Below are 25,303 nucleotides of genomic sequence, written 5' to 3'. Positions count from 1 at the left end.
GCCCGTGGAAGTCGCCGGGGGTGAGCAGGGCGACCGTGAGCGGCGGCAGCGCCCACAGCACGGTCACCGCGCCGGCGGCCGCCGCGCCGGACGCCAGGCCCGCGGCCACCGCCCGGCGCAGGGGAACCGCCGCCGCCGCGGCCAGGGCGGCCATCGCGCACAGCAGGTACCCCACGGCGGTCCAGTCGTCCGCCACCAGGAGGCGTACGAGCCCGCCGGCCGCCGCGACCGCGGACACCGCGGCGACCCCGGCGAGCATTCCCGCGACGGGCGGGGCCGGCGTGCGCCGCAGGGCGGCCGTCCCCGCGACCGCCGCGGCGCCGAGCAGCAGACCGCTCGCCCGCAGGGCCGCCCCGGTGCCGGTCGCGGCGCCGGACAGGACGCCCGCGGTGAGCAACCCGCACAGGCCGAGCGCGGTTCCGGCCACGGCGGCGGTCAGGCGCGGGCCGGGCCGCCGGGCGCGCAGCGCGGCGATCGTGTCGAGCGCGGCCGTCGCGAGCAGCGCCGCCGCCGTCGCTTCGGCCGACTGCGTGGCGGACGCCCAGAGGAACAGGGGGAGTTGGGCCAGCACGAACGCCAGGGGGCCGGGCAGTACGAGGCGCGGCAGCAGCCGGGCGTAGCCGGCCCAGGCGGCGCTCATGACGGCCAGGGCGACCGCGGCGTAGCGCAGGCCGTCCGGTTCGGGGAGGGCCACCCGCCGCAAGGCGTAGGCGTCGAGGAGCAGCAGCACGAGGGCGAGGCACGCCACGACCTCCGCGGTCGCCGTCAGCCGGCGACGCAGGAGCAGCGCCGGGACGCCCGCGGCGGCCGCCGTGAGGAGGGCCAGGACCGCGGAGCGGCCGGCGATGCCGAGGTGGCCCCAGCTGATGACGGTGAAGGCGGTCGCGGCGACCGAGAGGAGCAGCCCGCCCAGGGCGAGCAGCAGGTTCTGCACCGCCCGCGGCGAGGCGTCGGGCGCCGCAACCGGCTTGCCCCAGGAAGGAGTCGGCGGCACCGGGAAGTCGGTCCGCAGCTGCGCCAGCAGCTGTGCGCGCCGCATGAGCAGCCGGCCGCGCTCGGCGTCCAGGCGCAGGATCGCGCGGTCGGTGTCGCGCAGTTCGTCGGCGGCCGGTCCCACCAGCGTTGTCCCGCACCGGGGGCAGGCCGGCGTCGGCGCCATCGGCGGTACGGGTGCGGGCAGGTACCAGCCGCAGCCGGGACAGCGGTCGGCGTGCGGGGGCGTCGGGTCCATGCGTCGGAGTGTGGCGCCGGGCCCCGGCGCCCCGCCATGCGCGCGGCTACTCAGATACGCACTGAGTACGCACACTGGCTCCATGGACTGGAGCCGCTACCGTTTCCGCACCCTGTGGGAGTTGCCCGCCCCGCCCGAGACGGTCTACGGCCTCCTGGAGCGGCCGGACGAGTACCCGTCCTGGTGGCCGCAGATCCGCGAGGTGCGGCAGACCGGCGAGACCGTGGGCGTGCTGCGCTTCCGCTCGGTCCTGCCCTACGACCTGCTGGTCACCGCGCGGCAGACCCGGCGCGACCCGTCGTCGCGGGTCCTGGAGGCGGCGATGAGCGGCGACCTGGAGGGCTGGGTGCGCTGGACGGTCGGCGCGGACGGGACGGGCGGCGGCACGCGCCTGCTGTTCGAGGAGGACGTGATCGTCAACAAGCCGCTGATGCGGCGGCTCGCCGTGCTGTGCCGGCCGCTGTTCCGGGCCAACCACGCGCTGATGATGCGGCGGGGCAGGCGCGGCCTGGCGGCGCGGCTGGACCGCGACGCGGCGGACGGCGGCCAAGTGGTTTGAACGCAGTGCCCCGGGCCCTGTATGGTTCAGGACGTTCCCGGGCGATTAGCTCAGCGGGAGAGCACTTCGTTCACACCGAAGGGGTCACTGGTTCGATCCCAGTATCGCCCACGCACAACGGAAGGCCGGTCCTGAGGGACCGGCCTTCCGTCGTTCCGGGCGCCGTTGTCGCTCCGTCCTACGCCGCGGGCTCCTCCGGCGCGATGACCGGGGCCGAGGGGCGCAGCGGCCAGGCGGGGTCGACCCGCTCGTCCGTGCCGCTGCGGGCGAACCACGCCTGCAGCCCGCGTGCCTGGCCGGCGTGCCACAGGGCCTGACGGGCGTGCAGTTCGGCCGGCGGCATCGTGCCTATGCGTTCGGCGAAGCGCTGTCCCAGGACGCGCACGAGGGCCAGCGCGGCGAGCGCGTCCGCGGAGGCGTCGTGCGCGTCGGTCAGGGCCACCCCGTAGTGCGCGCACAGGTCGGTGAGCGTACGGCGGCCCTTGCGGTAACGGTCGACGTACTTGTCGAGCACCCGCGGATCGAGTACCCGCAGCGGCCCGCGCACCAGGTAGCCGTCCAGGGCGGTGCCGCGGTGCCGCCGCAACTCGCGGTCCAGCAAGGTGAGATCGAAGGGCGCGTTCATCACGACCAAGGGCACGCCCAGGGCGGCCTGGTCGGCGAGCGCCCGGGCCATCTCCTCCATGACCGGGCCCGGCCGGCGGCCGTTGGCCTGCAAGTAGGCGTCGTCCAGACCGTGCACCGCGCGGGCGCCTTCCGGCACCGGGACGCCGGGGTCGATCAGCCAGCCTGTCGTGCGCGGCGGCGCGTGCGGTGCGTCCTGCACCACCAGCGCGGCGGAGACCACACGGTCCCGCTCGACGTCCACGCCGGTGGTCTCGGTGTCGAAGGCGGCCAATGGGCCGTCGTACCAGTGCGGCATGGCGCACCCCCCGTACAAAGGTGACGAATTGACGGATCGCTCACTGACATGAGTACCCGTGACCGGATGTCACCGAACCCGGCTCGTTTGCGACTTGACGGCGATGGGGATGGACAGGATACGGGGAATCACCAGGAGTCCCGCGGCCCGGAGAGGCACGGAGAGCGATGGCGCTCGAGCAGCCCATACCGGGCGGGCTGCTGCCGGAGCGGGTCGCACCGCTGCGGGGCGGGCTCGCCACCACCACCAGCATGGAAACCCTGCAGGTGGGATATCTGCACGCGGTCGCCGCGGCCGCGGGTTGTTCGCTCGCCCAGCCCTTTCCGGACAACGGGATCGACTGGCACATAAGTCACAGCTCACGTGGCCACGACATCGACGACGAGGTCACGATCAAGGTGCAGCTCAAGTGCACCTACCAGGTGGCACCACGCCCGCCCGGGCCGACCTTCGCCTTCACGCTCGAGAACGAGCACCTGGTGAAGCTGGCCCGGTCCCCGGTCTCGGTGCACAAGATCCTGGTGGTGATGCTCGTGCCGCGCACCCAGGAGGAGTGGCTGCGGGCCAGCCACGACCGGCTGGAGCTGCGACACTGCTGTTACTGGACGAACCTCGTCGGCCACGCCGTGACCGGTAAGCGCAAGACCACCGTGCGGATACCCACCGCGCGGATCTTCGACGACCGCGCCCTGTGCGAGATCATGACACGGGTCGGGGCGGGAGGGAGGCCCTGATGAGCCGGCCGGCCGACGATGTACTCGTGCCGCCCGACCCCGAGCGGGTCGACCCCGGTGTGCTCACCGCCCTGCTGGCCCGCCACGGCTGGCAGTTGCGCGGCGGCACACCCGGCCGCTACACGCGCTGGACGCCGCCCGGCGAAGCCGCGGCCTCCGCCCGTATGAGCCTGCTGGTGCCCGACCGGCAGGGTGAGGGCCCCCGTTACGCGGACCACGAGGAACTGCTCGGCGAGGCGCTGGACGCCCTCGCCCGCTGCGGCGTGCCCTCGGCGCGCGAGGTGCTGACCGCGCTCGCCGTGCCCGGTGACGAGATCCGCTGGCAGCGTGCGGTGCCGTTGATCGACGGGGCCGCCGTGAGCTGGACCGCGGCGGAGCAGCTGCGTTCGGCCGCCCGGATCATGCTGATGGCAGCGGCCCGCGCCGAGCGGGACCGCTACGGCTACTTCGGCCAGCGGCACACCGGCCACGCCACCGCCTACCTGGACCAGGTGCTCGTCGGGCCCTCCCCGGCCGGGCATCAACTGACCGCCTACTCCCCGGTCCCGGAGGGCCGCTCGGTCACCGCCACCCTGCTGCGGGCGCTCCAGGCCGCCCGGGACGCGGTGGACTACCAGCGCACCACCGGAGGCATGGAGGCTTTCGACGCCGCCGTGGGCCTGGGCGTCTGCCACGAACTGGCCGACTCCCTGATCCGCTTGATACGCGGCACCGAGGGCGTGGTCGTCGCGCTGTCCTGGGCCCCGGGGGCCGGGCCACCCGCCGGATTCGCGACCGTGCCCGAGCCGGTCGAGTTCTCCCCTGGCGACCTCCCGGCCCTGGAGGCCGCCAGTGAGCGTTACGTGCGGGAGGAACCGTCGGTGGACGTGCGCGTCACCGGCACGGTCACCCGGCTGCGCCGCCCTCGCCCCTCCGGCAGCGGCACGGTACGCCTGCGCGTCCTGGCGGGCGCGGACGTCCGGCACATCCGGGTGCGCCTGGCGGAGGACGCCTACCGGATCGCCGCCCAGGCACATCTGGTGGGGCTGCCGATCCGCCTGTCGGGCCGGCTGGAGACCCGTACCGGCTTCCGGCACCTGACCCACCCGACCGCCCTGACCCCGGTCCACGTAGACGAGGCCGACCGCGACCGGCTGCTGAAGGCGCTGCACGGCGGGGTCGACACCTTCGAGGACTCCTTCGGCGGGTGACCCGCGCCCCCCGGAAGCGATCACTTCGCGGCGGACCCGCGGGGCTCGGTAGGATTCAGCGGTGCAGCTTCCGCTGCCGGGCCCCAGTGGGACATACGTCAGGAGAGACCGGTGTCAGACGTCCGTGTGACCATCAAACGCGATTCCGATGAGCGGGAAGAGCGCGTGGTGACCACGGGCACGACGGCCGCCGAGCTCTTCGACGGCGATCGCACCGTCGTCGCCGCGCGCGTCGCCGGGCAGCTGAAGGACCTCGCGTACGAGATCGCCGACGGCGACGAGGTCGAGGCGGTGGAGATCGGCAGCGAGGACGGCCTCAACATCCTGCGCCACTCCACCGCGCACGTGATGGCGCAGGCGGTGCAGGAGCTCTTCCCCGAGGCGAAGCTCGGCATCGGCCCGCCCATCAAGGACGGCTTCTACTACGACTTCGACGTCGAGAAGCCCTTCCACCCCGACGACCTCAAGAGCATCGAGAAGAAGATGCAGGAGATCGTCAAGCGGGGTCAGCGCTTCTCCCGCCGCGCCGTCAGTGACGAGGACGCCCGTGAGGAGCTGGCCGGCGAGCCGTACAAGCTCGAGCTGATCGGCCTCAAGGGCTCCGCCGCCGACGCGGCCGAGGGAGCCTCCGCCGAGGTCGGCGCCGGCGAGCTGACGATCTACGACAACCTGGACGCCAAGACCGGCGAGCTGTGCTGGAAGGACCTCTGCCGCGGTCCCCACCTGCCCACCACCCGGATCATCCCGGCGTTCAAGCTGATGCGCTCGGCCGCCGCCTACTGGCGCGGCAGCGAGAAGAACAAGCAGCTTCAGCGCATCTACGGCACCGCCTGGCCGTCCAGGGACGAGCTGAAGGAGTACCTGGACTTCCTCGTCGAGGCCGAGAAGCGCGACCACCGCAAGCTCGGCGCCGAGCTCGACCTGTTCTCCGTCCCGGAGCAGATCGGTTCGGGCCTCGCGGTGTTCCACCCCCGGGGCGGCGTCATCCGCCGGGTCATGGAGGACTACTCGCGCCGCCGGCACGAGGAGGAGGGGTACGAGTTCGTCTACACCCCGCACGCCACCAAGGGGAAGCTCTTCGAGACCTCGGGCCACCTGGACTGGTACGCCGACGGCATGTACCCGCCCATGCAGCTGGACGAGGGCGTCGACTACTACCTCAAGCCGATGAACTGCCCGATGCACAACCTGATCTTCGATGCCCGCGGCCGGTCCTACCGTGAACTGCCGCTGCGGCTCTTCGAGTTCGGCACCGTGTACCGGTACGAGAAGTCGGGCGTCGTGCACGGCCTCACCCGCGCCCGCGGCTTCACGCAGGACGACGCGCACATCTACTGCACCCGCGAGCAGATGGCCGACGAGCTCGACAAGACGCTCACCTTCGTCCTCAACCTGCTGCGCGACTACGGCCTGACCGACTTCTACCTGGAGCTGTCCACCAAGGACCCGGTGAAGTACGTCGGTTCGGACGAGACCTGGGAGGAGGCCACCGAGGTCCTGCGCCAGGTGGCCGAGAAGCAGGGCCTCCCGCTCGTGCCGGACCCGGGCGGCGCCGCCTTCTACGGCCCGAAGATCTCCGTCCAGACCAAGGACGCCATCGGCCGCACCTGGCAGATGTCGACCGTCCAGCTGGACTTCAACCTGCCCGAGCGCTTCGACCTGGAGTACACGGCGGCCGACGGCTCCAAGCAGCGGCCGGTCATGATCCACCGTGCGCTCTTCGGGTCCATCGAGCGCTTCTTCGCGGTGCTGCTGGAGCACTACGCGGGTGCCTTCCCGGCATGGCTGGCCCCCGTGCAGGCGGTCGGCATCCCGATCGGCGACGCCCACGTGTCGTACCTGGAGGACTTCGCCGCGCAGGCGAAGAAGAAGGGCCTGCGGGTCGAGGTGGACGGCTCGGCGGACCGCATGCAGAAGAAGATCCGCAACGCCCAGAAGAGCAAGGTGCCCTTCATGGTCATCGTCGGTGACGAGGACATGGCGGCGGGTACGGTCTCCTTCCGCTACCGCGACGGCTCGCAGAAGAACGGCATCCCGCGCGACGAGGCCCTGGCCGAGATCGCCAAGGCCGTCGAGGACCGCGTCCAGGTCTGACGGCCGGCTCGCCCGCTCGGCGTGACAGGGCCCCCGGGGAGGACTATCCGTCCCCCGGGGGCCTTCGTCCGTCCTGGCGCTCCTCGGGACGGCGGAAGCTCTTGGTCAGCCAGGACGAGAAGGAGCCGACGACCGCCCCGATCAGGACGACGCCCAGGAACATCACGCCGGCCCCGATCAGCCGCCCCTTGGCGGTGACGGGCACCACGTCGCCGTAGCCGGTCGTGGTCACGGCGGAGCAGGCCCACCACACCGCGTCGCCAAAGGTGCGGATCGAGGCGCCCGGGGCCTGCCGCTCGATCGCGTACACCTGGAGGCTCGCCGCGAAGCCCAGCAGCAGCGTGGTGAGCCCGGCGTAGGACATCACCCGGGCCTCCAGGGTGAGCCGCGGGCGCTCCCGGCGGCTCTGGATGGTGGTGTAGTTCTGCAGGATGCGCAGGGGACGCAGCAGGGGCATGATCACGACCACCAGGTCCAGCCAGCGGCGGCGCACATAGGACCAGCGGTGCGGCGCCACCGTCACCCGCAGCAGATAGTCGGCGACGAAGAAGGCCCAGGTCACGAAGGTGATCAGAAGCAGCAGGTCACGCACGCCGCGAGGCAGGTCGTGGGCCAGCACCCGCACGGCGTAGGTGACGAGGAACACCAGGGACGCCAGGGAGAGCGGCACGCTCCCACGGCGCTCCCATTCCAGCAGCCGCCGCTCGTCTTGCAAGGGCATGGGGCCAGCATCCTGCGCTGCGCGCGGGAGCGCCCCCGGCGACACGCTGAGCGGGGCCGACGCCATATGCTGCAAGGCATGACGAGTGAGCCGGAACTGCAGAACGGAGTGGGGACGCAGGACGCGTTCCAGCGCCTGTGGACGCCGCACCGTATGGCGTACATCCAGGGCGAGAACAAGCCGACCGGCCCCGGGGCCGGGGACGGCTGTCCCTTCTGCGCGATTCCGGAGATGAGCGACGAGGACGGGCTGGTCATCGCCCGTGGCGACGCCGTGTACGCGGTCCTCAACCTCTACCCGTACAACGGCGGCCACCTGATGGTGGTCCCGTACCGCCACGTCGCCGACTACACCGGGCTCGACCTGGCGGAGACCGCCGAGCTGGCGGACTTCACCAAGCGCGCCATGGTCGCCCTGCGGTCGGCCTCGGGCGCCCACGGCTTCAACATCGGCATGAACCAGGGCACCGTGGCCGGTGCCGGGATCGCCGCGCACCTGCATCAGCACGTGGTGCCGCGCTGGGGCGGCGACACCAACTTCATGCCGGTGGTCGGGCACACCAAGGTGCTGCCGCAGCTCCTCGCCGACACCCGCAAGATGCTCGCGGACGCCTGGCCCACCGGCTGACCCGGCTGACCTGGTGCTTCCGCCGCCGGTGAGGCGTCAGTAGACGTCGGCCTCGGACGGGGTGGTGCCCTGCACCGTGGTGCTCAGGATGATCGAGCGGGCGGCGAACTTCTCGGTGTCCACGCCGTTCTCCCGCATGACCTCGATGGCGGCGGAGTGGACCGCGCGCAGCACCGGGGTAGCGGCGCGCAGGGCGTCGTCGGCCATGAAGCGGTGTGTCCAGGGTGCCGAGGCCCAGGTGTGGCGCAGCCCGAAGGGCTCGGGAAGGACGATCTTGCCGCCCAGGTACTCCAGCACCTGGGGGAAGCGGGACAGCGGCGCGCGGGCCGCGAGCCGCACCACCTCGTCGCTCTCGACCAGCGGCATGGCGACGGTCTTGGTCTCCCAGAACTTCACCGGGTGGCTGACCTTCTTCTCCTTGGGGTCGGGCGCCGAGGTGAACAGGGAGTGCACGGGCCCCAGGGCGTGGCCGGTGACCTCGACGCGCAGCGTGCTGGCCAGCACGGTCACGGTGACCAGCAGGGTTATCACCAACTGGCCGTCCCACAGCACGAACTGGATCCCGAGGTAGTGGCGGTTGCCCTTGCCGAACTGCTGCTCGTTGCAGATCCGCTGGATCTCGAAGTCCCTGACGGTGTAGCCCTCGACGTCCGACCCGGTGGGCCGGGTGACCTTCTTGGCGCCCTCGCCGATCGGCGAGACGATCCAGTGGCGTATGACGGGCTTGGGGAAGCCGCCCGTGTGCAGCGGGCCGCGCTCCAGTTCGCGCAGCCGGCCGTGGACCGCCTTGATGACGTCCCAGCTGCGGAAGGGGTGGATCTCGCTGAGGCCTTCCCGCGGGGTCAGCTCCTCGGCCAGCTGCCAGTCGCCCCAGCGGGTGCCCATGCCGAGTATGCCCTTGGGGCCGGCGTAGAAGACCACGTTGCTCTGCTGCTCGGCGGAGAGCTTCGCCAGGCTCTGGCGGAGCTTCTCGGCCCGGGTCTCGTTGGGGGTGCGGGGCACCGCCTCGGGGATCTTGGCACCCACGCCGCTGCCGGAGACCAGCCCGGCCCAGCGGTCCCGGAGGTCCTTGGCGGTCCGCTCGCAGATCCGCTTCGCCCAGAACCAGCCGAGCACCGGCGCGATCATCATGACGCGCAGATACTGCGACCAGAAGCCGGTCAGCGGCGGTTTGAGGACGAAGAGGACCGCGAAGAGGCCGACCACCAGCAGCACGACGGAGCCCAGCAGTCCGGCGCGCGAACCCTCTGCCTTCCGCACGGTGCTGCGCAGTTGGAACGCGCCCAGCCAGAGCAGCACGCCCGGCAGGAAGAGCAGCCCGAAGACGACCATGATGCCGGTGAGCCGGTTGTCCCGCTCCTGCCGGATGCGGTTGGCGGCCAGGCAGTGCTCGACGACGGTCTGCGGCTCGGCGCCGAAGGACTGCACCAGTTCGTTGCGCGCGGCGCCGAGCATCCGGTTCTGCACGGCGCGGGCGAAGGCCTCGCCCAAATTGGCCTGCAGCAGGGAGAGTTTGGGAGGCGTGACGACGGTCATGCCGGCATCCGCCTCGGACAGCGCGTCCAGCTTGCTGTCCCGGTAGGCGGCCGAGGCCAGTGCCTGGGTGGCCGCGGTCTGGCCGTCGGCACCGCTCAACGGGATCTGTGCGCCCGGGCTCAGGAAGTCGTAACTGTTGCTCACTAGCGCCCCCTCCTCGTGCCGTCCGCGCAGGCGAAAGCCCGTCCGGCACATTCCCCGGCCACAGCCCCGGCATTCCTCCCGCGCTGCCCACACAGCGTATACGGGGGGTGTGACATGCGTCATGGGCCCGACGGAACTTGATCGTTCCGCCGGGCCGCCGACTTGTGCCGCTCGGGCGCTACTTGGCGCCAACCTCCTGGGCGTGCTGCTCTCTCAGCTTGGCGGCCAGCTGCGGAGGCATCGGTTCGTGCCGGGCATGAGTGCGCCCGTACCGACCCATTCCGTGCGAGAGCGAACGCAGATCGACCGCGTAGCGACCGATCTCGATCTCCGGTACCTCGGCCCGCACGAGGGTGCGGCCCTGGCCGACGGGTTCGGTGCCGAGCACCCGGCCCCGGCGGCCGGACAGGTCGCTCATGACCGCCCCGACGTACTCGTCGGGCACCATCACCTGGACCTCGCTCACCGGCTCCAGCAGGTGGATGCGGCAGTGCGAGGCCGCCTCGCGCAGCGCGAGCGCGCCCGCGGTCTGGAAGGCGGCGTCGGAGGAGTCCACCGAGTGCGCCTTGCCGTCGACGAGCGTGATCCGGACGTCCTCCACCGGGAAGCCCAGCGCCACGCCCCGTGCGGCCTGCGCCCGCACGCCCTTCTCCACCGAGGGGATGAACTGCCTTGGCACCGCGCCGCCGACGACCTTGTCGACGAACTCGATGCCCGAACCGACCGGCAGCGGCTCGACCTCGATGTCGCAGATCGCGTACTGGCCGTGCCCGCCGGACTGTTTGACGTGCCGCCCGCGCGCCGTCGCCTTCTCGCCGAAGGTCTCGCGCAGGGCCACCTTGTGCGGGATCGAGTCCACCTGGACCCCGTAGCGGGTGCGCAGCCGCTCCAGCGCGACGTCGACATGGGCCTCGCCCAGACACCACAGGACGACCTGGTTGGTGTCCGGGTTCTGCTCCAGCCGCATCGTCGGGTCCTCGGCGACGAGCCGGGACAGGCCGACCGACAGCTTGTCCTCGTCGGCCTTGCTGTGCGCCTGGATGGCGACCGGAAGCAGGGGGTCGGGCATCAGCCACGGCTCCATCAGCAGCGGGTCGTCCTTGGACGAGAGCGTGTCACCGGTCTCCGCCCGGGACAGCTTCGCCACGCACGCCAGGTCGCCCGCGACGCAGTGCGGCACCGGCCGCTGCTGCTTGCCGAACGGCGAGGACAGCGCGCCGATCCGCTCGTCGACGTCGTGGTCCTCGTGGCCGCGGTCCTCCAGCCCGTGCCCGGAGACATGGACGGTCTCGTCGGGGCGCAGGGTCCCGGAGAAGACCCGCACCAAGCTGATCCGCCCCACGTAGGGGTCGGAGTAGGTCTTGACCACCTCTGCGGCCAGCGGCCCGTCCGGGTCGCAGGTCAGCTGGTCGTGCGGCGCGCCCTGCGGGGTGCTGACCCGCGGGACCTCGCGTTCCGGCGGCGTCGGGAAGCCGCCCGTGATCAGTTCGAGCAGTTCCACGGTGCCGATGCCCTGCGTGCAGCCCTCCGCCGCGGGGGCGGCGGCGAGCACCGGGTGGAACGAGCCGCGGGCGACGGCCCGTTCGAGGTCCTGGACCAGGGTCTTCAGGTCCAGCTCCTCGCCGCCGAGGTAGCGGTCCATGAGGGTCTCGTCCTCGCTCTCCGCGATGATCCCCTCGATCAGCCGGCCGCGGGCCTCGTCGATCACCGGGACGTCGTCGGGCGCGGGGGTGCCCTCCTCGCGGTCGCCCGAGCAGTAGTCGTAGATCCGCTGCGCGAGCAGCCCGATCAGACCCGTCACGGGCCGGTGCCCGTCGCCGCCGGGACTCTCCGGGCCGTGCAGCGGCAGGTACAGCGGCAGCACGGACTCGGGGGAGTCGCCGCCGAAGACCTGGCGGCAGGTCTCGGTCATCTCCTCGAAGGAGGCGCGTGCCGACTCCAAATGGGTGATGACCACCGCGCGCGGCATGCCGACCGCCGCGCACTCGTCCCAGACCATGCGGGTCGCGCCGTCCACGCCGTCGGCGGCCGAGACGACGAACAGGGCCGCGTCCGCAGCGCGCAGACCGGCCCTGAGCTCACCCACGAAGTCGGCATAGCCGGGGGTGTCGAGCAGATTGATCTTGATTCCGTCCCATTCGACCGGGACGAGCGACAACTGCACCGAGCGCTGCTGGCGGTGCTCGATCTCGTCGTGGTCGGAGACCGTGCCGCCGTCGGCGACGTGCCCGGCGCGGTTCACCGATCCCGTGGCCAGGGCCAGTGCCTCGACCAGTGTCGTCTTCCCGGAGCCACTGTGGCCGACCAGCACCACGTTGCGTACGTCGGCGGGCCGGTCGGCCGCCGATGCCCTTCCGGCGGCTCCTGGGCCTGCATCTCTCCTGTCACCCATGTGCCTCGCCTCCCGGTCCGTCACGGCATTGGGACTGCGCGCGCCACGGGAGACCACCCGACCAGGGCGGCCTCGACGGCGCCCGCGGTAATTCGACCTTCCCACGAGCGTCACGGTGCGTCCATACGTCGTACGTGTGCCGGTGGGGCGGGAGCCCGGCGCATCCGCCTGACCCCACCTGGCTACGATGGGCCAGCCGGGGCGGCCGCCGGAGCCGCGCCGGGCACCACCGACCTCCGGGAAGGCCATGCTGAACAAGTACGCGCGTGCATTCTTCACGCGTGTTCTCACACCGTTCGCCGCGTTTCTGCTGCGCCTGGGCGTCAGCCCGGACACGGTCACGCTGATCGGCACCGGAGGCGTGGTCGCGGGAGCGCTGGTCTTCTACCCCAGGGGCGAGTTCTTCTGGGGCACGGTCGTGATCACGCTCTTCGTCTTCTCCGACCTGGTCGACGGCAACATGGCCCGCCAGGCCGGCGTCTCCAGCCGGTGGGGCGCGTTCCTCGACTCCACGCTCGACCGGGTCGCCGACGCGGCCATCTTCGGCGGCCTCGCGCTGTGGTACGCCGGGGGCGGGAACGACCTCGTGCTGTGCGCCGTGACGATCTTCTGCCTCGCCAGCGGCCAGGTGGTGTCGTACACCAAGGCGCGCGGCGAGAGCATCGGCCTGCCGGTCGCCGTCAACGGACTCGTCGAGCGCGCCGAGCGCCTGGTGATCTCGCTGGTGGCCTGCGGCTTCGCAGGACTGCACAAGTTCGGGGTGCCGGGCATCCAGTGGCTGCTGCCGATCGCGCTGTGGATCGTGGCCGTCGGCAGTCTGGTCACGCTGGTGCAGCGGGTGATCACCGTGCGCCGGGAGGCCTTCGAGGCCGACGCGGCGGCACGCGAAGGAAGCGGGGCGGTGTGAAAGACCGGCTGACCGACGCGCTGTACGGACTGGGCTGGGGCGCGGTCAAGCGGCTCCCCGAGCCGCTGGCGAACCGCCTGGGGCGCACGGTGGCCGACTTCGCCTGGAGCCGGCGCGGCAAGGGCGTCCTCCGGCTGGAGGGCAACCTGGCGCGCGTCGTGCCGGACGCCGACGAGGCCCGCCTGCGCGAGCTGTCCAAGGCCGGTATGCGCTCCTACCTGCGCTACTGGATGGAATCCTTCCGGCTGCCCGCGTGGAGCGCCGATCGCGTCCGCGAGGGCTTCGCCCCGCGGGACCTGCACCACCTGGAGGAGGGTCTGGCCTCCGGCCGCGGCGTCGTCCTCGCCCTGCCGCACATGGCCAACTGGGACCTCGCCGGCGCCTGGGTCACCACCAAGCTCGGCGTGCCCTTCACCACCGTCGCCGAGCGGCTCAAGCCCGAGACGCTGTACGACCGTTTCGTCGCCTACCGCGAGAGCCTGGGCATGGAGGTGCTGCCGCACACCGGCGGCGCCGCCTTCGGCACCCTGGCGCGTCGGCTGCGCGACGGCGGGCTGGTCTGCTTGGTCGCCGACCGCGACCTGTCCGCCTCCGGCGTCCCGGTGGAGTTCTTCGGCGCGAGTGCCCGCATGCCGGCCGGGCCGGCCCTGCTCGCCGTGCAGACCGGCGCGCTGCTGCTGCCGGTGACCCTCTGGTACGACGAGTCCCGGACCCTGCAGGGCCGCGTCCACGCGGCCGTGGAGGTCCCGGAGAGCGGCACGCGCGCCGAGAGGACCGCCGTCATGACGCAGCGGCTCGCCGACGTCTTCGCCGCCGGGATCGCCGAGCACCCCGAGGACTGGCACATGCTCCAGCGGCTGTGGCTGGACGATCTCGAACCCCGTCCGGACGCGGCGGGCACCGCCGCCTCCTCGGAGGGGGCGACGGCGGGAGCCGGGCAACCCGGCGGGCCCGTCGCGGCGTCCCCTCCGGTGTCCGGCACCGCCTCCGACCGCTCCGGAACGGAGAAACCTTGAGGATCGGGATCGTCAGCCCGTACTCCTGGGACGTCCCCGGAGGCGTCCAGTTCCACATCCGCGACCTCGCCGAACACCTGATCACACTCGGCCACGAGGTCTCCGTCCTGGCCCCCGCGGACGACGACACCCCGCTGCCGCCGTACGTCGTCTCCTCCGGCCGGGCCGTCCCCGTCCCGTACAACGGCTCGGTGGCCCGTCTCAACTTCGGCTTCCTGTCGGCCGCCCGGGTACGGCGCTGGCTGCACGAGGGCGCCTTCGACGTCATCCACGTCCACGAGCCCTCCTCGCCCTCCCTGGGGCTGCTCACCTGCTGGGCGGCGCAGGGGCCGATCGTCGCCACCTTCCACACCTCGAACCCGCGCTCGCGGGCGATGATCGCCGCGTATCCGATCCTGCAGGCCGCCCTGGAGAAGATCAGCGCCCGCATCGCGGTCAGCGAGTACGCGCGGCGCACCCTGGTCGAGCACCTGGGCGGGGACGCCGTGGTCATCCCCAATGGCGTCGATGTGCGCTTCTTCGCCGAGGCCGAGCCCAAGTCCGAGTGGCAGGGTGGGGGTCCCCCCGGCGAAGCCAGGGGGCAGACGATCGGCTTCATCGGGCGCATCGACGAGCCCCGCAAGGGGCTGCCCGTGCTCATGAAGGCGCTTCCCCGGATCCTCGCGGAGCGCCCCGGGACCCGGCTGCTGGTGGCCGGGCGCGGCGACGAGGCGGAGGCCGTGGAGGACCTGCCCGCGGACATGCGCTCGAGCGTGGAGTTCCTCGGCATGGTCAGCGACGAGGACAAGGCACGGCTGCTGCGCAGCGTCGACCTGTACATCGCGCCGAACACCGGCGGCGAGAGCTTCGGGATCATCCTGGTCGAGGCGATGTCGGCGGGCGCCCCGGTGCTCGCCAGCGACCTGGACGCCTTCCGTCAGGTGCTCGACCAGGGAGCGGCCGGCGAGGTGTTCCCCAACGAGGACCCGCAGGCACTCGCGGAGGCGGCGGTGCGGCTGCTCGGCGACCCCGGGCGCCGCGCGGAGCTGCGCGAGCTGGGCTCCCGGCACGTGCGGCGCTTCGACTGGTCCAGGGTGGCCTCGGACATCCTGGCGGTCTACGAGACGGTCACCGCGGGTGCCGCGGCGGTGGCCGCCGACGAACGCGTCGGGCTGCGCGCCCGGTTCGGCTTCGCCCGCGACTGAGCCGGCGCCGGTGTGACGGTCCGCCGCCTGGCGGGCCGCCCCCGGCGCACCGGTAGCCTTGCCGCCCGTGACCACCATCATCTGGGTGGCCGTGGCGGTCGTCGCCATCGGCCTCTATCTGAGCTGGACCGCGGGCCGGCTGGACCGGCTGCACGCGCGCATCGACGCCGCCCGCGCCGCGCTGGACGCACAGCTGCTGCGCAGGGCCTCGGTGGCCCAGGAGCTCGCGACGGCGGGCGTACTGGACCCGGCGGCCAGCATCGTGCTCTACGAGGCCGCGCACTCGGCCCGGCAGGCGGAGGACGACCAGCGCGAGGTGGCCGAGAGCGAGCTGAGCCAGGCGCTGCGCGCGGTGTTCTCCGAGGGCGACGCGGTCGACGCCGTACGGCAGGCCCCTGGCGGCGACGACGCCGCGCGTGAGCTCACCCAGGCGGTGCGCCGCGTGCCGATGGCCCGCCGCTTCCACAACGACGCGGTGCGCGCCGCCCGGGCGCTGCGCGCGCACCGCAAGGTGCGCTGGTTCCGGCTGGCGGGGCACGCCCCGCGGCCTGCCACGTTCGAGATGGACGACGAGCCTCCGGCCGTCCTCACCGCGGACGGCGCGGCAGGCCACTGAGGCGCGATTGGCCCTTTTCCGGTCCACTTCGCGCGGTCCACCATGGGATACAGGGCAATTGCCGCTCCCCCCAGAAGTTCCGTCGCCGAGTGAGGTCACCGTGTCCAGCACGCTTCCCAACACCCCCCAGTCCCCTGAGACCGGCACCGCGCGCGTCAAGCGCGGCATGGCCGAGCAGCTCAAGGGCGGCGTGATCATGGATGTCGTCACCCCGGAGCAGGCGAAGATCGCCGAGGACGCCGGCGCGGTGGCCGTCATGGCCCTGGAGCGGGTCCCGGCCGACATCCGCAAGGACGGCGGCGTGGCGCGCATGTCCGACCCGGACATGATCGAGGGCATCATCGAGGCCGTCTCGATCCCGGTCATGGCCAAGTCCCGCATCGGCCACTTCGTCGAGGCGCAGGTTCTGCAGTCCCTCGGCGTCGACTACATCGACGAGTCCGAGGTCCTCACCCCGGCCGACGAGGTCAACCACTCCGACAAGTGGTCGTTCACCACCCCCTTCGTCTGCGGCGCCACCAACCTGGGCGAGGCCCTGCGCCGCATCGCCGAGGGCGCGGCCATGATCCGCTCCAAGGGCGAGGCCGGCACCGGCAACGTCGTCGAGGCCGTCCGTCACCTGCGCCAGATCAAGAACGAGATCGCCCGCCTGCGCGGCTTCGACAACCACGAGCTGTACGCCGCCGCCAAGGAGCTGCGCGCCCCCTATGAGCTCGTCAAGGAGGTCGCCGAGCTCGGCAAGCTGCCGGTCGTGCTGTTCTCCGCCGGCGGTGTGGCCACCCCGGCCGACGCCGCGCTGATGCGCCAGCTCGGCGCCGAGGGCGTCTTCGTCGGCTCCGGCATCTTCAAGTCCGGCGACCCGGCCAAGCGCGCCGCGGCCATCGTGAAGGCCACCACCTTCTACGACGACCCGAAGATCATCGCGGACGTCTCCCGCAACCTGGGCGAGGCCATGGTCGGCATCAACTGCGACACCCTGCCCGAGACCGAGCGTTACGCCAACCGCGGCTGGTGAGCGCCCCGCGACGGGCGGGCCGGTGACGGCCTGCCCGTCCGCCGTGCCCGACCCAGACGTCCGGAAGGTCCCTCCGTGTCACCCCTGTCACACCTCTCCAGCAGGACCCCCACCGTCGGCGTCCTCGCCCTCCAGGGCGACGTCCGCGAGCACCTTGTCGCGCTCGCGGAGGCCGACGCCCTCGCCCGCCCGGTGCGGCGGCCCGAGGAACTCGCCGAGATCGACGCCCTGGTGATTCCCGGCGGCGAGTCGACCACCATGTCCAAGCTGGCCGTGCTCTTCGGCATGATGCAGCCGCTGCGCGACCGCATCCGCGAGGGCCTGCCCGTCTACGGCACCTGCGCCGGCATGATCATGCTCGCCGACAAGATCCTCGACGGCCGGGACGACCAGGAGAGCTTCGGCGGGATCGACATGACCGTGCGCCGCAACGCCTTCGGGCGGCAGAACGAGTCCTTCGAGACCGCGGTCGAGGTCGAGGGAGTCGACGGCGGCCCGGTGGAAGGCGTCTTCATCCGCGCCCCCTGGGTCGAGTCGACCGGCAGCGGGGTCGCCACGCTGGCCCGGCTCGACGACGGCACCGTCGTCGCCGTGCGCCAGGGCAACCTGCTGGCCACCTCGTTCCATCCCGAACTGACCGGGGACCACAGGGTGCACCGGTACTTCGTCGACATGGTGCGCGCCGCCGCGTGACACGATCCCGGTAGGATCGCAGTGTTCGTGAAGCAATCGGTGACGTGAAGGAGACAGGCTGATGTCCGGCCACTCTAAATGGGCTACGACGAAGCACAAGAAGGCCGTGATTGACGCCAAGCGCGGCAAGCTCTTCGCGAAGCTGATCAAGAACATCGAAGTCGCGGCGCGCGCCGGCGGTGCTGACATCTCCGGCAACCCGACCCTCTACGACGCCATCCAGAAGGCGAAGAAGAGCTCGGTGCCCAACAAGAACATCGACAGCGCGGTCAAGCGCGGTGCCGGTCTCGAGGCGGGCGGTGCCGACTACGAGACGATCATGTACGAAGGCTACGGCCCGAACGGTGTCGCGGTGCTCATCGAGTGCCTCACCGACAACCGCAACCGTGCCGCCTCCGACGTGCGCGTCGCCATGACCCGCAACGGCGGCTCCATGGCCGACCCGGGCTCGGTGTCCTACCTGTTCCACCGCAAGGGCGTCGTGATGGTCCCCAAGGCCGAGCTCAGCGAGGACGACGTGCTCGGCGCGGTCCTGGAGGCGGGCGCCGAGGAGGTCAACGACCTCGGGGAGTCCTTCGAGGTGCTGAGCGAGGCCACCGACCTCGTCGCGGTCCGCTCCGCGCTGCAGGAGGCGGGCATCGACTACGACTCCGCGGAGGCCAACTTCGTCCCCACCATGCAGGTGGAGCTGGACGAGGAGGGCGCCCGCAAGATCTTCAAGCTCATCGACGCGCTCGAGGACAGCGACGACGTGCAGAACGTCTTCGCCAACTTCGACGTCTCCGACGAGATCATGGAGAAGGTCGACGCCTGAGCCGCTCCGGCGCGCACGGCCCGCGCGGCGGCCCGGTGGGGACACACCCCCACCGGGCCGCCGTCGTTGTCGGTGCCACCCGATAACCTCCAGGAACGGCTGAACAGCTGACCGAAGGAGGGAGGGGCGCGATGCGTGTGCTCGGCGTGGACCCGGGACTGACCCGGTGCGGCATCGGAGTGGTCGACGGCGCCCCCGGAACACCGCTGCGGATGGCCGGAGTCGGAGTGGTCCGCACCTCCGCGGACGCGGACATCGGCGAGCGCCTCGTCCTCGTCGAACGCGGCATCGAGGCCTGGCTGGACGAGTACCGGCCCCAAGCCGTCGCCGTGGAACGGGTGTTCAGCCAGCACAACGTCCGCACCGTGATGGGCACGGCGCAGGCGAGCGCGGTCGCCATCCTGTGCGCCTCGCGCCGCGGCCTGCCGGTGCACCTGCACACCCCGAGCGAGGTCAAGGCCGCCGTCACCGGCAGCGGCAGGGCCGACAAGGCCCAGGTGGGCGCCATGGTCACCCGGCTGCTGCGGCTGGACGCCCCGCCCAAGCCCGCGGACGCCGCCGACGCGCTGGCGCTGGCCATCTGTCACATCTGGCGCGGCACCGCGACCAACCGCCTCCAGCAGGCGCACGCGGCCGCCCGAGCACGAATCCAGGAGCGCACCTCATGATCGCCTTCGTCAGCGGGCCCGTGGCGGCCCTCGCCCCCGACACCGCGGTGATCGAGGTCGGCGGGATCGGCATGGCCGTGCACTGCGCCCCGGGCACCCTGGCCGCGCTCCGGCTGGGCGAGCCGGCCCGGCTGGCCACCTCCCTCGTCGTCCGCGAGGACTCCCTCACGCTCTACGGCTTCGCCGACGACGACGAACGCCAGGTCTTCGAACTGCTGCAGACCGCCAGCGGCGTCGGTCCCAGGCTGGCCCAGGCGATGCTGGCCGTGCACACCCCCGACGCCCTGCGCGCCGCCGTCGCCACGGGCGACGAGAAGGCGCTCACCCTGGTGCCCGGCATCGGGAAGAAGGGCGCCCAGCGACTGCTGCTGGAGCTCAAGGACCGCCTCGGCGCTCCCGTGGGCACCCTGGCCGCCCGTCCCGCCGCGGCCGCCGGGCCCGCCTCATGGCGCGAGCAGCTGCACACCGCGCTGATCGGCCTCGGCTACCAGCCCCGCGAGGCCGAGGAGGCCGTCGCCGCCGTCGCCCCCCAGGCCGAGGCGAGTGCCGAGCCGCACGTCGGCGCACTGCTGCGGGCCGCCCTGCAGACCCTGAACCGGACCCGCTGACCCTCCCGCCCGCTGACCGCAGTCCGCTGACCGTAAGGCGCACCGAAGTGAACTGGGACGACGAGTCCGTACCGACCACCGCCGATCGTCTTGTCGGCGCCGCCGCCGACGGCGAGGACCAGGCCGTGGAAGCGGCACTGCGGCCCAAGGCGCTGGAGGAGTTCGTCGGCCAGGAAAGGGTTCGCGAGCAACTGGACCTGGTCCTCAAGGCCGCCCGTCAGCGCGGCGGCACCGCGGACCATGTGCTGCTCTCCGGCGCCCCCGGGCTCGGCAAGACCACCCTTTCGATGATCATCGCGGCCGAGATGGGCGCTCCCATCCGCATCACCTCCGGCCCCGCGATCCAGCACGCGGGCGACCTGGCCGCGATCCTGTCCTCCCTCGCCGAAGGGGAGGTGCTCTTCCTCGACGAGATCCACCGGATGTCGCGGCCCGCCGAGGAGATGCTCTACATGGCGATGGAGGACTTCCGCGTCGACGTCATCGTCGGCAAGGGCCCCGGCGCCACCGCGATCCCCCTGGAACTGCCCCCGTTCACGCTCGTCGGCGCCACCACCCGGGCCGGGCTGCTGCCGCCGCCGCTGCGCGACCGCTTCGGCTTCACCGGTCACATGGAGTTCTACGCCCCGGCCGAACTGGAGCGCGTCATCCACCGGTCCGCCCGGCTCCTCGACGTCGACATCGACGCCGAGGGCGCCGCCGAGATCGCCGGCCGCTCCCGTGGCACCCCGCGCATCGCCAACCGACTCCTGCGCCGCGTCCGGGACTTCGCCCAGGTCAAGGCGGACGGCAGGATCACCCGCGAGATCGCCGCACGCGCCCTGCACGTCTACGAGGTCGACGGCCGCGGCCTGGACCGCCTGGACCGCGCCGTACTGCAGGCGTTGCTGAAGCTCTTCGGCGGCGGGCCCGTGGGGTTGTCGACACTGGCGGTGGCCGTGGGAGAGGAGCGCGAGACGGTGGAGGAGGTGGCCGAGCCGTTCCTGGTGCGCGAGGGGCTGTTGGCGCGTACACCGCGCGGTCGCGTGGCCACTCCCGCAGCGTGGGCACACCTTGGACTCGTGCCGCCGCAGGGCGGCGGACCCGGGCAAGACGGGCTGTTCGGCCCTTGACGGCGGGGAGACTCGCCGCCGCAGGAACCACGGTGTAATGCTTGGCGTTGTTCCAGCGGCGAACGAACGCTTAGACTCCGCCGACGTCGTCCTCCGGAACGACGAACACATCCCGTAGATCCCGCAGATCCCGTAGACGAGGCCACCGCGGCCATGCGAAGGACCGTCCTGACACCATGAACCTCATCCAGATCCTGCCTTTCGTTCTGATCATCGGTGTCATGCTGCTGATGACCCGCTCCGCCAAGAACAAGCAGCGCCAGGCCGCAGACATGCGCAACCAGATGGCGCCGGGCGCCGGCATCCGCACCATCGGCGGCATGTACGCGGTCGTCAAGGAGGTCAACGACGACACGGTGCTGCTCGAGCTGGAAGACGGCGTGCACGCGCACTTCGCGAAGAACGCCATCGCCGCCGTGCTCGACCAGGCCGAGTACGACCGCGTCGTCCACGGCATCGAGCCGGAGCCCGAGCCGGAGCTCGAGGCCGACGACGCCGAGCACGGCGACGACTCCGCGGAGCACGAGGACCGCGTCGACCTCGCCAAGTCCGCGGACGAGGCCAAGGTGCAGGACGCCCCCAAGACGGACGGCACCGACTCCAAGTAACGCCGCCGCCCCGGGACGACACCCGGGGCAGGTACGTTTACGCGTCGGCACGTCCGTACAACACATCGTGCCGCCCTGCTGCGCGCGCAGGTCCGCAGGGCGGTTGGACAGGGAGAATCGAGAAGGTGGCAGCACCGAAGAGGGGCCGCAAGCCCTCGGGGAGCCAGGGATACCCCGGGCGGGCGCTGGCAGTGATCCTGCTGGCCATCGTGGCGCTCACGGGAGGGATGTTCCTCTCCGGCCACACGACGCCGCGGCTGGGCATCGACCTCGCCGGCGGCACGAGCATCACGTTGACGGCCAAGAGCGATCAGTCCAACGCGATCAACAAGACCAACATGGACACCGCCGTCGGCATCATCGAGCGGCGTGTCAACGGTCTCGGTGTGTCCGAGGCCGAGGTCCAGACGCAGGGCGATCGCAACATCATCGTCAACATCCCCAAGGGCACGAACGCGGATCAGGCGGAGAAGCAGGTGGGCACCACCGCCCAGCTCTACTTCCGGCCCGTGCTCGCCGAGGTGGCCAACACCCCGCCCGTTACGCCCTCTCCCTCGTCCAGCCCCTCGGGGAAGGCGTCGTCCCCGGCCTCGCCGTCCTCGACGGCCTCGACCGGGGCGAAGAACTCCCCGTCCCCGAGCTCCTCGACTCAGGGCCGCGCCGTCACGGACGCGCTGAAGTCCGGCTCGTCCACTTCGCCGTCCGCTCCGGCCTCGCCGTCCGCGCCGGTCTCGGCGCCCCCGTCGGCCCCGGCGAGCGCCCCGGCTTCGCCGGCCGCCCCGGGCAGCACGCTGGACACCTCGATCCCGGCCGATCTGCAGGCGAAGCTCGCAGCGCTGGACTGCTCCGACAAGGAAGCCCGCGCCAACCTCAACCTGAACGCCAAGCCGACTGAGAAGATCGTCGCGTGCAGCCAGGACGGCCGCGCCAAGTACGCGCTTGGTCCGTCCGCGGTCGACGGCAAGAACGTCAAGAAGGCGGCCGCCCAGTACGACACCCAGAGCGGCAACGGCTGGGTCGTCACCCTGTCCTTCGACGGCACCGGCTCCAAGGACTTCTCGAAGATCACCTCGCAGCTCTCCCAGCAGCAGCCGCCGAACAACCAGTTCGCGATCGTGCTGGACAACGAGGTCGTCTCGGCCCCCTCGGTGAACCAGACCCTCAGCGGCAGCGCGGAGATCTACGGCAGCTTCACCCAGGAGAGCGCGCAGGACCTGTCCAACGTCCTGTCCTACGGCTCCCTGCCGCTGACCTTCGACAAGTCCGACGTCACCAAGGTCTCCGCGGCGGTCGGCGGCGAGCAGCTGCACGGCGGAATCATCGCCGGCGCGGTCGGCCTCGTGCTGGTCATGCTCTACCTGATCGCGTACTACCGGGGTCTGAGCTTCGTCGCGATCCTCAGCCTCGTGGTCTCGGCGATCCTCACCTACGAGATCATGACGCTGCTCGGCCCGGCCATCGGCTTCGCGCTGAACCTGCCGGCGGTCTGCGGTGCCATCGTCGCCATCGGTATCACCGCCGACTCCTTCATCGTGTTCTTCGAACGCATCCGTGACGAGCTGCGCGAGGGCCGCTCCCTGCAGCCCGCCGTGGCCCGCGGATGGCCGCGTGCCCGGCGTACGATCCTCGTCTCGGACTTCGTGTCGTTCCTGTCCGCCGCCGTCCTGTTCATCGTCTCCGTCGGCAAGGTGCAGGGCTTCGCCTTCACCCTCGGCCTGACGACGCTGCTCGACGTGGCGGTGGTCTTCCTGTTCACCAAGCCGCTCATGACGATCCTCGCGCGCAAGAAGTTCTACGCAGGCGGACATCCCTGGTCCGGACTCGACCCGCGCGCCCTGGGCGTCACCCCCCCGCTGCGCCGCACCCGCCGCCCCGCGGGCCGTACCGACGTCAAGGAGGCCTGATGTCCCGGCTCGGAAACCTCGGGCACCGCCTGCACCGGGGCGAGATCGCCTACGACTTCGTGGGCAAGCGCAAGATCTGGTACACCGTCTCGATCCTGATCACGGTCGCCGCCATCCTGGGTCTCGTCGTCAACGGACTTAAGCTCGGTATCGAGTTCTCCGGCGGCGCGGTGTTCACCACGCCCAAGACCTCGATGTCGGTGTCCCAGGTCCAGGACCGGATCGACAACGACACCGACGGGCATCAGGCCCTCGTGCAGAAGCTCGGCACGGGCAGCGTCCGCATCCAGATCAGCGACATCACGCTCGACGAGGCCAAGAAGATCCAGGGCGACATCGCCCAGGACCTGAACATCAAGCCGGGCGACATCGACCCGCAGATCATCGGTCCGAGCTGGGGCGAGGAGATCTCCAAGAAGGCCTTCGAAGGCCTGGTGATCTTCATGGTCCTTGTGACGATCTACATGGCGATCGCCTTCGAGTGGCGCAAGGCCGTGGCCGCCCTGATCGCGCTGTTGCACGACCTCACCATCACCATCGGCGTGTACGCGATCGTCGGTTTCGAGGTCACGCCCGGCACGGTGATCGGTCTGCTCACCGTCCTCGGTTACTCCCTCTACGACACCGTCGTCGTCTTCGACGGTCTGAAGGAGACGACCAAGGACATCACCAAGCAGAACCGCTACACGTACAGCGAGCTGGCCAACCGCAGCCTCAACCAGACCCTGGTGCGATCGATCAACACCACGGTCGTGGCGCTGCTGCCGGTCGCCGGCCTGCTGTTCGTCGGTGGCGGCCTGCTGGGCGCGGGCACGCTCAACGACATCGCGCTGTCGCTCTTCGTCGGCCTCACCGCCGGTGCGTACTCCTCGATCTTCATCGCGACCCCGCTGGTCGCGGACCTCAAGGAGCGCGACCCGGAGATGAAGGCCCTGCGCAAGCGGGTGCTCGCCAAGCGCGCCGCCGACGCCCGCCGTGCGGAGCAGGGCGGGGACGACCCGCAGGACTCCGCCGACCCGGCGGACGGCGGTCACGGTGGCCATGGCGATCACGGTGATCACGGCGACGACGAGGACTCGCACGCCGCCACCGCGGGAGCGGCCGGCGGCCGGCGCGAGACGCCGTCCCGCAACCGCGGCCGCAACCGCCCGTCCGGCAAGCGCCGCTGAAGCAGAAGCACCGAGGAACACCACTGATGACGACGACGGACGCCGCCCGGGGCGAGCTGCGCAGCCTGCTGCTCAGCCGCATCCGGGACGTGGCCGACTACCCCAAGCCGGGCGTGACGTTCAAGGACATCACCCCGCTGCTCGCCGACCCCGTCGCCTTCGGCGCCCTGGTCGGTGCCCTCGCCGAGGTCTGCACCCGGCACGGCGCCGACAAGGTCGTCGGACTGGAGGCGCGTGGGTTCATCCTCGCCGCCCCGGCCGCGGCCCGCGCCGGACTGGGCTTCGTCCCGGTCCGCAAGGCGGGCAAACTGCCCGCGGCCACGCACGGGAAGACGTACGAGCTGGAGTACGGCACGGCCGAGATCGAGGTCCACCAGGACGCCTTCGGAGCCGGTGACCGCGTCCTCGTCATCGACGACGTCCTCGCCACCGGCGGTACGGCCGAGGCCTCCCTCGACCTCATCCGCCGCACCGGCGCGGAGGTCGCCGGAGTCGCCGTCCTGCTGGAGCTCGGTTTCCTGGGCGGTCGCGAGCGTCTCGCACCGTCCCTGGCCGGGGCCCCGCTGGAGGCACTGATCGCCGTCTGAGCGCACGTGGTCGCTCCGTCTCTGTGGTGGCCGGGCGTGCGACCGGGCCCCCCAGGCGGTTGCGGGGGGGGTGGCGCCCCCGCCCCGGCCCCGTTTAGCGTGGCGGGGGGGGGCCGGGGTGGCGCCTGTGCCGGCGGCTTCCCCGCTGGGGGCCCCGGGGTCGGGGGGGGCCCGGGCCCCCCGCCCGCCCACCACAGGCGTTTCCGGGGGCGATGCCTCCCTCGCGCGGCCCCGTTTTCGCGTGGTGCGGGA

General features: G+C 71.7%; 23 protein-coding genes, 1 tRNA gene and 1 pseudogene. 20 read left to right on the top strand and 5 right to left on the bottom strand.

Annotated features, from left to right (window positions below; all coding sequences use genetic code 11):
- Positions 1-1,231: pseudogene (locus ACFWVC_RS04015) on the bottom strand (hypothetical protein); the annotation flags it as partial.
- An 82-nt stretch (positions 1,232-1,313) separates the two neighbouring features.
- Between ACFWVC_RS04015 and ACFWVC_RS04010 the strand changes: the two are divergent.
- Positions 1,314-1,790, top strand: a complete 477-nt coding sequence (locus ACFWVC_RS04010) for an SRPBCC family protein (RefSeq protein WP_384276367.1) — start codon at positions 1,314-1,316, stop codon at positions 1,788-1,790.
- Between the two features lie 39 nt (positions 1,791-1,829).
- Positions 1,830-1,901: transfer RNA gene (locus ACFWVC_RS04005), tRNA-Val, on the top strand.
- Between the two features lie 67 nt (positions 1,902-1,968).
- Here the strand turns inward: ACFWVC_RS04005 and ACFWVC_RS04000 are convergent.
- A complete protein-coding gene (locus ACFWVC_RS04000) occupies positions 1,969-2,712 on the bottom strand; it encodes an exonuclease domain-containing protein (RefSeq protein WP_384276364.1) in 744 nt (247 codons plus the stop codon).
- A 167-nt stretch (positions 2,713-2,879) separates the two neighbouring features.
- On the opposite strand from ACFWVC_RS04000, the gene ACFWVC_RS03995 reads away from it, so the two are divergent.
- The 3 genes from ACFWVC_RS03995 (at position 2,880) to thrS (ending at position 6,730) form a co-directional block, all read left to right on the top strand.
- On the top strand, positions 2,880-3,446 hold the full coding sequence (locus ACFWVC_RS03995) for a DUF4365 domain-containing protein (RefSeq protein ID WP_384276357.1): 567 nt from the start codon (positions 2,880-2,882) through the stop codon (positions 3,444-3,446).
- On the top strand, positions 3,446-4,636 hold the full coding sequence (locus ACFWVC_RS03990) for a hypothetical protein (protein ID WP_384276350.1): 1,191 nt from the start codon (positions 3,446-3,448) through the stop codon (positions 4,634-4,636). The genes ACFWVC_RS03995 and ACFWVC_RS03990 overlap by 1 nt, the downstream gene beginning before the upstream one ends.
- 111 nt (positions 4,637-4,747) lie before the next feature.
- Complete coding sequence (gene thrS, locus ACFWVC_RS03985) at positions 4,748-6,730, top strand: threonine--tRNA ligase (protein WP_384276344.1); 1,983 nt, start codon at positions 4,748-4,750, stop codon at positions 6,728-6,730.
- A 43-nt stretch (positions 6,731-6,773) separates the two neighbouring features.
- Here thrS and ACFWVC_RS03980 read toward each other — a convergent pair whose 3' ends face one another.
- On the bottom strand, positions 6,774-7,451 hold the full coding sequence (locus ACFWVC_RS03980; RefSeq protein ID WP_384276336.1) for a potassium channel family protein: 678 nt from the start codon (positions 7,449-7,451) through the stop codon (positions 6,774-6,776).
- A 66-nt stretch (positions 7,452-7,517) separates the two neighbouring features.
- Here ACFWVC_RS03980 and ACFWVC_RS03975 point away from each other — a divergent pair, with 66 nt between their 5' ends.
- On the top strand, positions 7,518-8,078 hold the full coding sequence (locus tag ACFWVC_RS03975; protein ID WP_384276330.1) for an HIT family protein: 561 nt from the start codon (positions 7,518-7,520) through the stop codon (positions 8,076-8,078).
- A 36-nt stretch (positions 8,079-8,114) separates the two neighbouring features.
- Here ACFWVC_RS03975 and ACFWVC_RS03970 read toward each other — a convergent pair whose 3' ends face one another.
- Both ACFWVC_RS03970 and ACFWVC_RS03965 read right to left on the bottom strand, forming a co-directional pair.
- Positions 8,115-9,758: a hypothetical protein gene (locus tag ACFWVC_RS03970; protein WP_384276323.1), complete on the bottom strand. Its 1,644-nt coding sequence runs from the start codon at positions 9,756-9,758 to the stop codon at positions 8,115-8,117.
- A gap of 178 nt (positions 9,759-9,936) precedes the next feature.
- Positions 9,937-12,150, bottom strand: a complete 2,214-nt coding sequence (locus ACFWVC_RS03965; RefSeq protein ID WP_384276318.1) for an elongation factor G-like protein EF-G2 — start codon at positions 12,148-12,150, stop codon at positions 9,937-9,939.
- A 247-nt stretch (positions 12,151-12,397) separates the two neighbouring features.
- On the opposite strand from ACFWVC_RS03965, the gene pgsA reads away from it, so the two are divergent.
- The 14 genes from pgsA (at position 12,398) to ACFWVC_RS03895 (ending at position 25,051) form a co-directional block, all read left to right on the top strand.
- Positions 12,398-13,057 carry a phosphatidylinositol phosphate synthase gene (gene pgsA, locus ACFWVC_RS03960; RefSeq protein ID WP_384276310.1) on the top strand — a complete coding sequence of 220 codons (660 nt, stop codon included), beginning with the start codon at positions 12,398-12,400 and terminating at the stop codon, positions 13,055-13,057.
- Positions 13,054-14,073, top strand: coding sequence for a phosphatidylinositol mannoside acyltransferase (locus ACFWVC_RS03955; RefSeq protein ID WP_384276303.1), 1,020 nt, complete (start codon positions 13,054-13,056; stop codon positions 14,071-14,073). Before pgsA ends, ACFWVC_RS03955 begins: the two co-directional genes overlap by 4 nt.
- On the top strand, positions 14,070-15,257 hold the full coding sequence (locus ACFWVC_RS03950; RefSeq protein ID WP_384276296.1) for a glycosyltransferase family 4 protein: 1,188 nt from the start codon (positions 14,070-14,072) through the stop codon (positions 15,255-15,257). Before ACFWVC_RS03955 ends, ACFWVC_RS03950 begins: the two co-directional genes overlap by 4 nt.
- Before the next feature lie 58 nt (positions 15,258-15,315).
- The gene (locus ACFWVC_RS03945) at positions 15,316-15,873 is read left to right on the top strand and encodes a hypothetical protein (RefSeq protein ID WP_384276289.1); all 558 of its coding nucleotides are present in this window, start codon (positions 15,316-15,318) and stop codon (positions 15,871-15,873) included.
- A gap of 100 nt (positions 15,874-15,973) precedes the next feature.
- Positions 15,974-16,888 (top strand): pyridoxal 5'-phosphate synthase lyase subunit PdxS, encoded by a 915-nt coding sequence (gene pdxS, locus ACFWVC_RS03940; RefSeq protein WP_384276283.1) that lies wholly within the window; start codon positions 15,974-15,976, stop codon positions 16,886-16,888.
- A 75-nt stretch (positions 16,889-16,963) separates the two neighbouring features.
- Entirely contained in the window at positions 16,964-17,581 is a 618-nt protein-coding gene (gene pdxT, locus ACFWVC_RS03935) for a pyridoxal 5'-phosphate synthase glutaminase subunit PdxT (protein ID WP_384276278.1), read from the top strand.
- 61 nt (positions 17,582-17,642) lie between these two features.
- The gene (locus tag ACFWVC_RS03930) at positions 17,643-18,395 is read left to right on the top strand and encodes a YebC/PmpR family DNA-binding transcriptional regulator (protein ID WP_384276273.1); all 753 of its coding nucleotides are present in this window, start codon (positions 17,643-17,645) and stop codon (positions 18,393-18,395) included.
- A gap of 131 nt (positions 18,396-18,526) precedes the next feature.
- Positions 18,527-19,063: a crossover junction endodeoxyribonuclease RuvC gene (ruvC, locus tag ACFWVC_RS03925; protein WP_384276267.1), complete on the top strand. Its 537-nt coding sequence runs from the start codon at positions 18,527-18,529 to the stop codon at positions 19,061-19,063.
- Positions 19,060-19,671, top strand: a complete 612-nt coding sequence (gene ruvA / locus ACFWVC_RS03920) for a Holliday junction branch migration protein RuvA (RefSeq protein WP_384276262.1) — start codon at positions 19,060-19,062, stop codon at positions 19,669-19,671. Before ruvC ends, ruvA begins: the two co-directional genes overlap by 4 nt.
- Before the next feature lie 47 nt (positions 19,672-19,718).
- Positions 19,719-20,783, top strand: a complete 1,065-nt coding sequence (gene ruvB, locus ACFWVC_RS03915; protein ID WP_384276255.1) for a Holliday junction branch migration DNA helicase RuvB — start codon at positions 19,719-19,721, stop codon at positions 20,781-20,783.
- Positions 20,784-20,959: 176 nt separating this feature from the next.
- Entirely contained in the window at positions 20,960-21,391 is a 432-nt protein-coding gene (gene yajC / locus ACFWVC_RS03910) for a preprotein translocase subunit YajC (RefSeq protein WP_384276250.1), read from the top strand.
- 125 nt (positions 21,392-21,516) lie between these two features.
- Positions 21,517-23,295: a protein translocase subunit SecD gene (gene secD / locus ACFWVC_RS03905; RefSeq protein ID WP_384276247.1), complete on the top strand. Its 1,779-nt coding sequence runs from the start codon at positions 21,517-21,519 to the stop codon at positions 23,293-23,295.
- Entirely contained in the window at positions 23,295-24,464 is a 1,170-nt protein-coding gene (gene secF, locus ACFWVC_RS03900; RefSeq protein WP_384276242.1) for a protein translocase subunit SecF, read from the top strand. The genes secD and secF overlap by 1 nt, the downstream gene beginning before the upstream one ends.
- A 26-nt stretch (positions 24,465-24,490) precedes the next feature.
- A complete protein-coding gene (locus ACFWVC_RS03895) occupies positions 24,491-25,051 on the top strand; it encodes an adenine phosphoribosyltransferase (RefSeq protein WP_384276233.1) in 561 nt (186 codons plus the stop codon).
- Positions 25,052-25,303: the final 252 nt, after the last annotated feature.

It is taken from the genome of Streptomyces sp. NPDC058691, from assembly GCF_042714775.1.
Lineage (GTDB): Bacteria > Actinomycetota > Actinomycetes > Streptomycetales > Streptomycetaceae > Actinacidiphila.
Note: the sequence above shows the minus strand (reverse complement) of the source record. Positions and strands in the feature narration are given on the sequence as shown.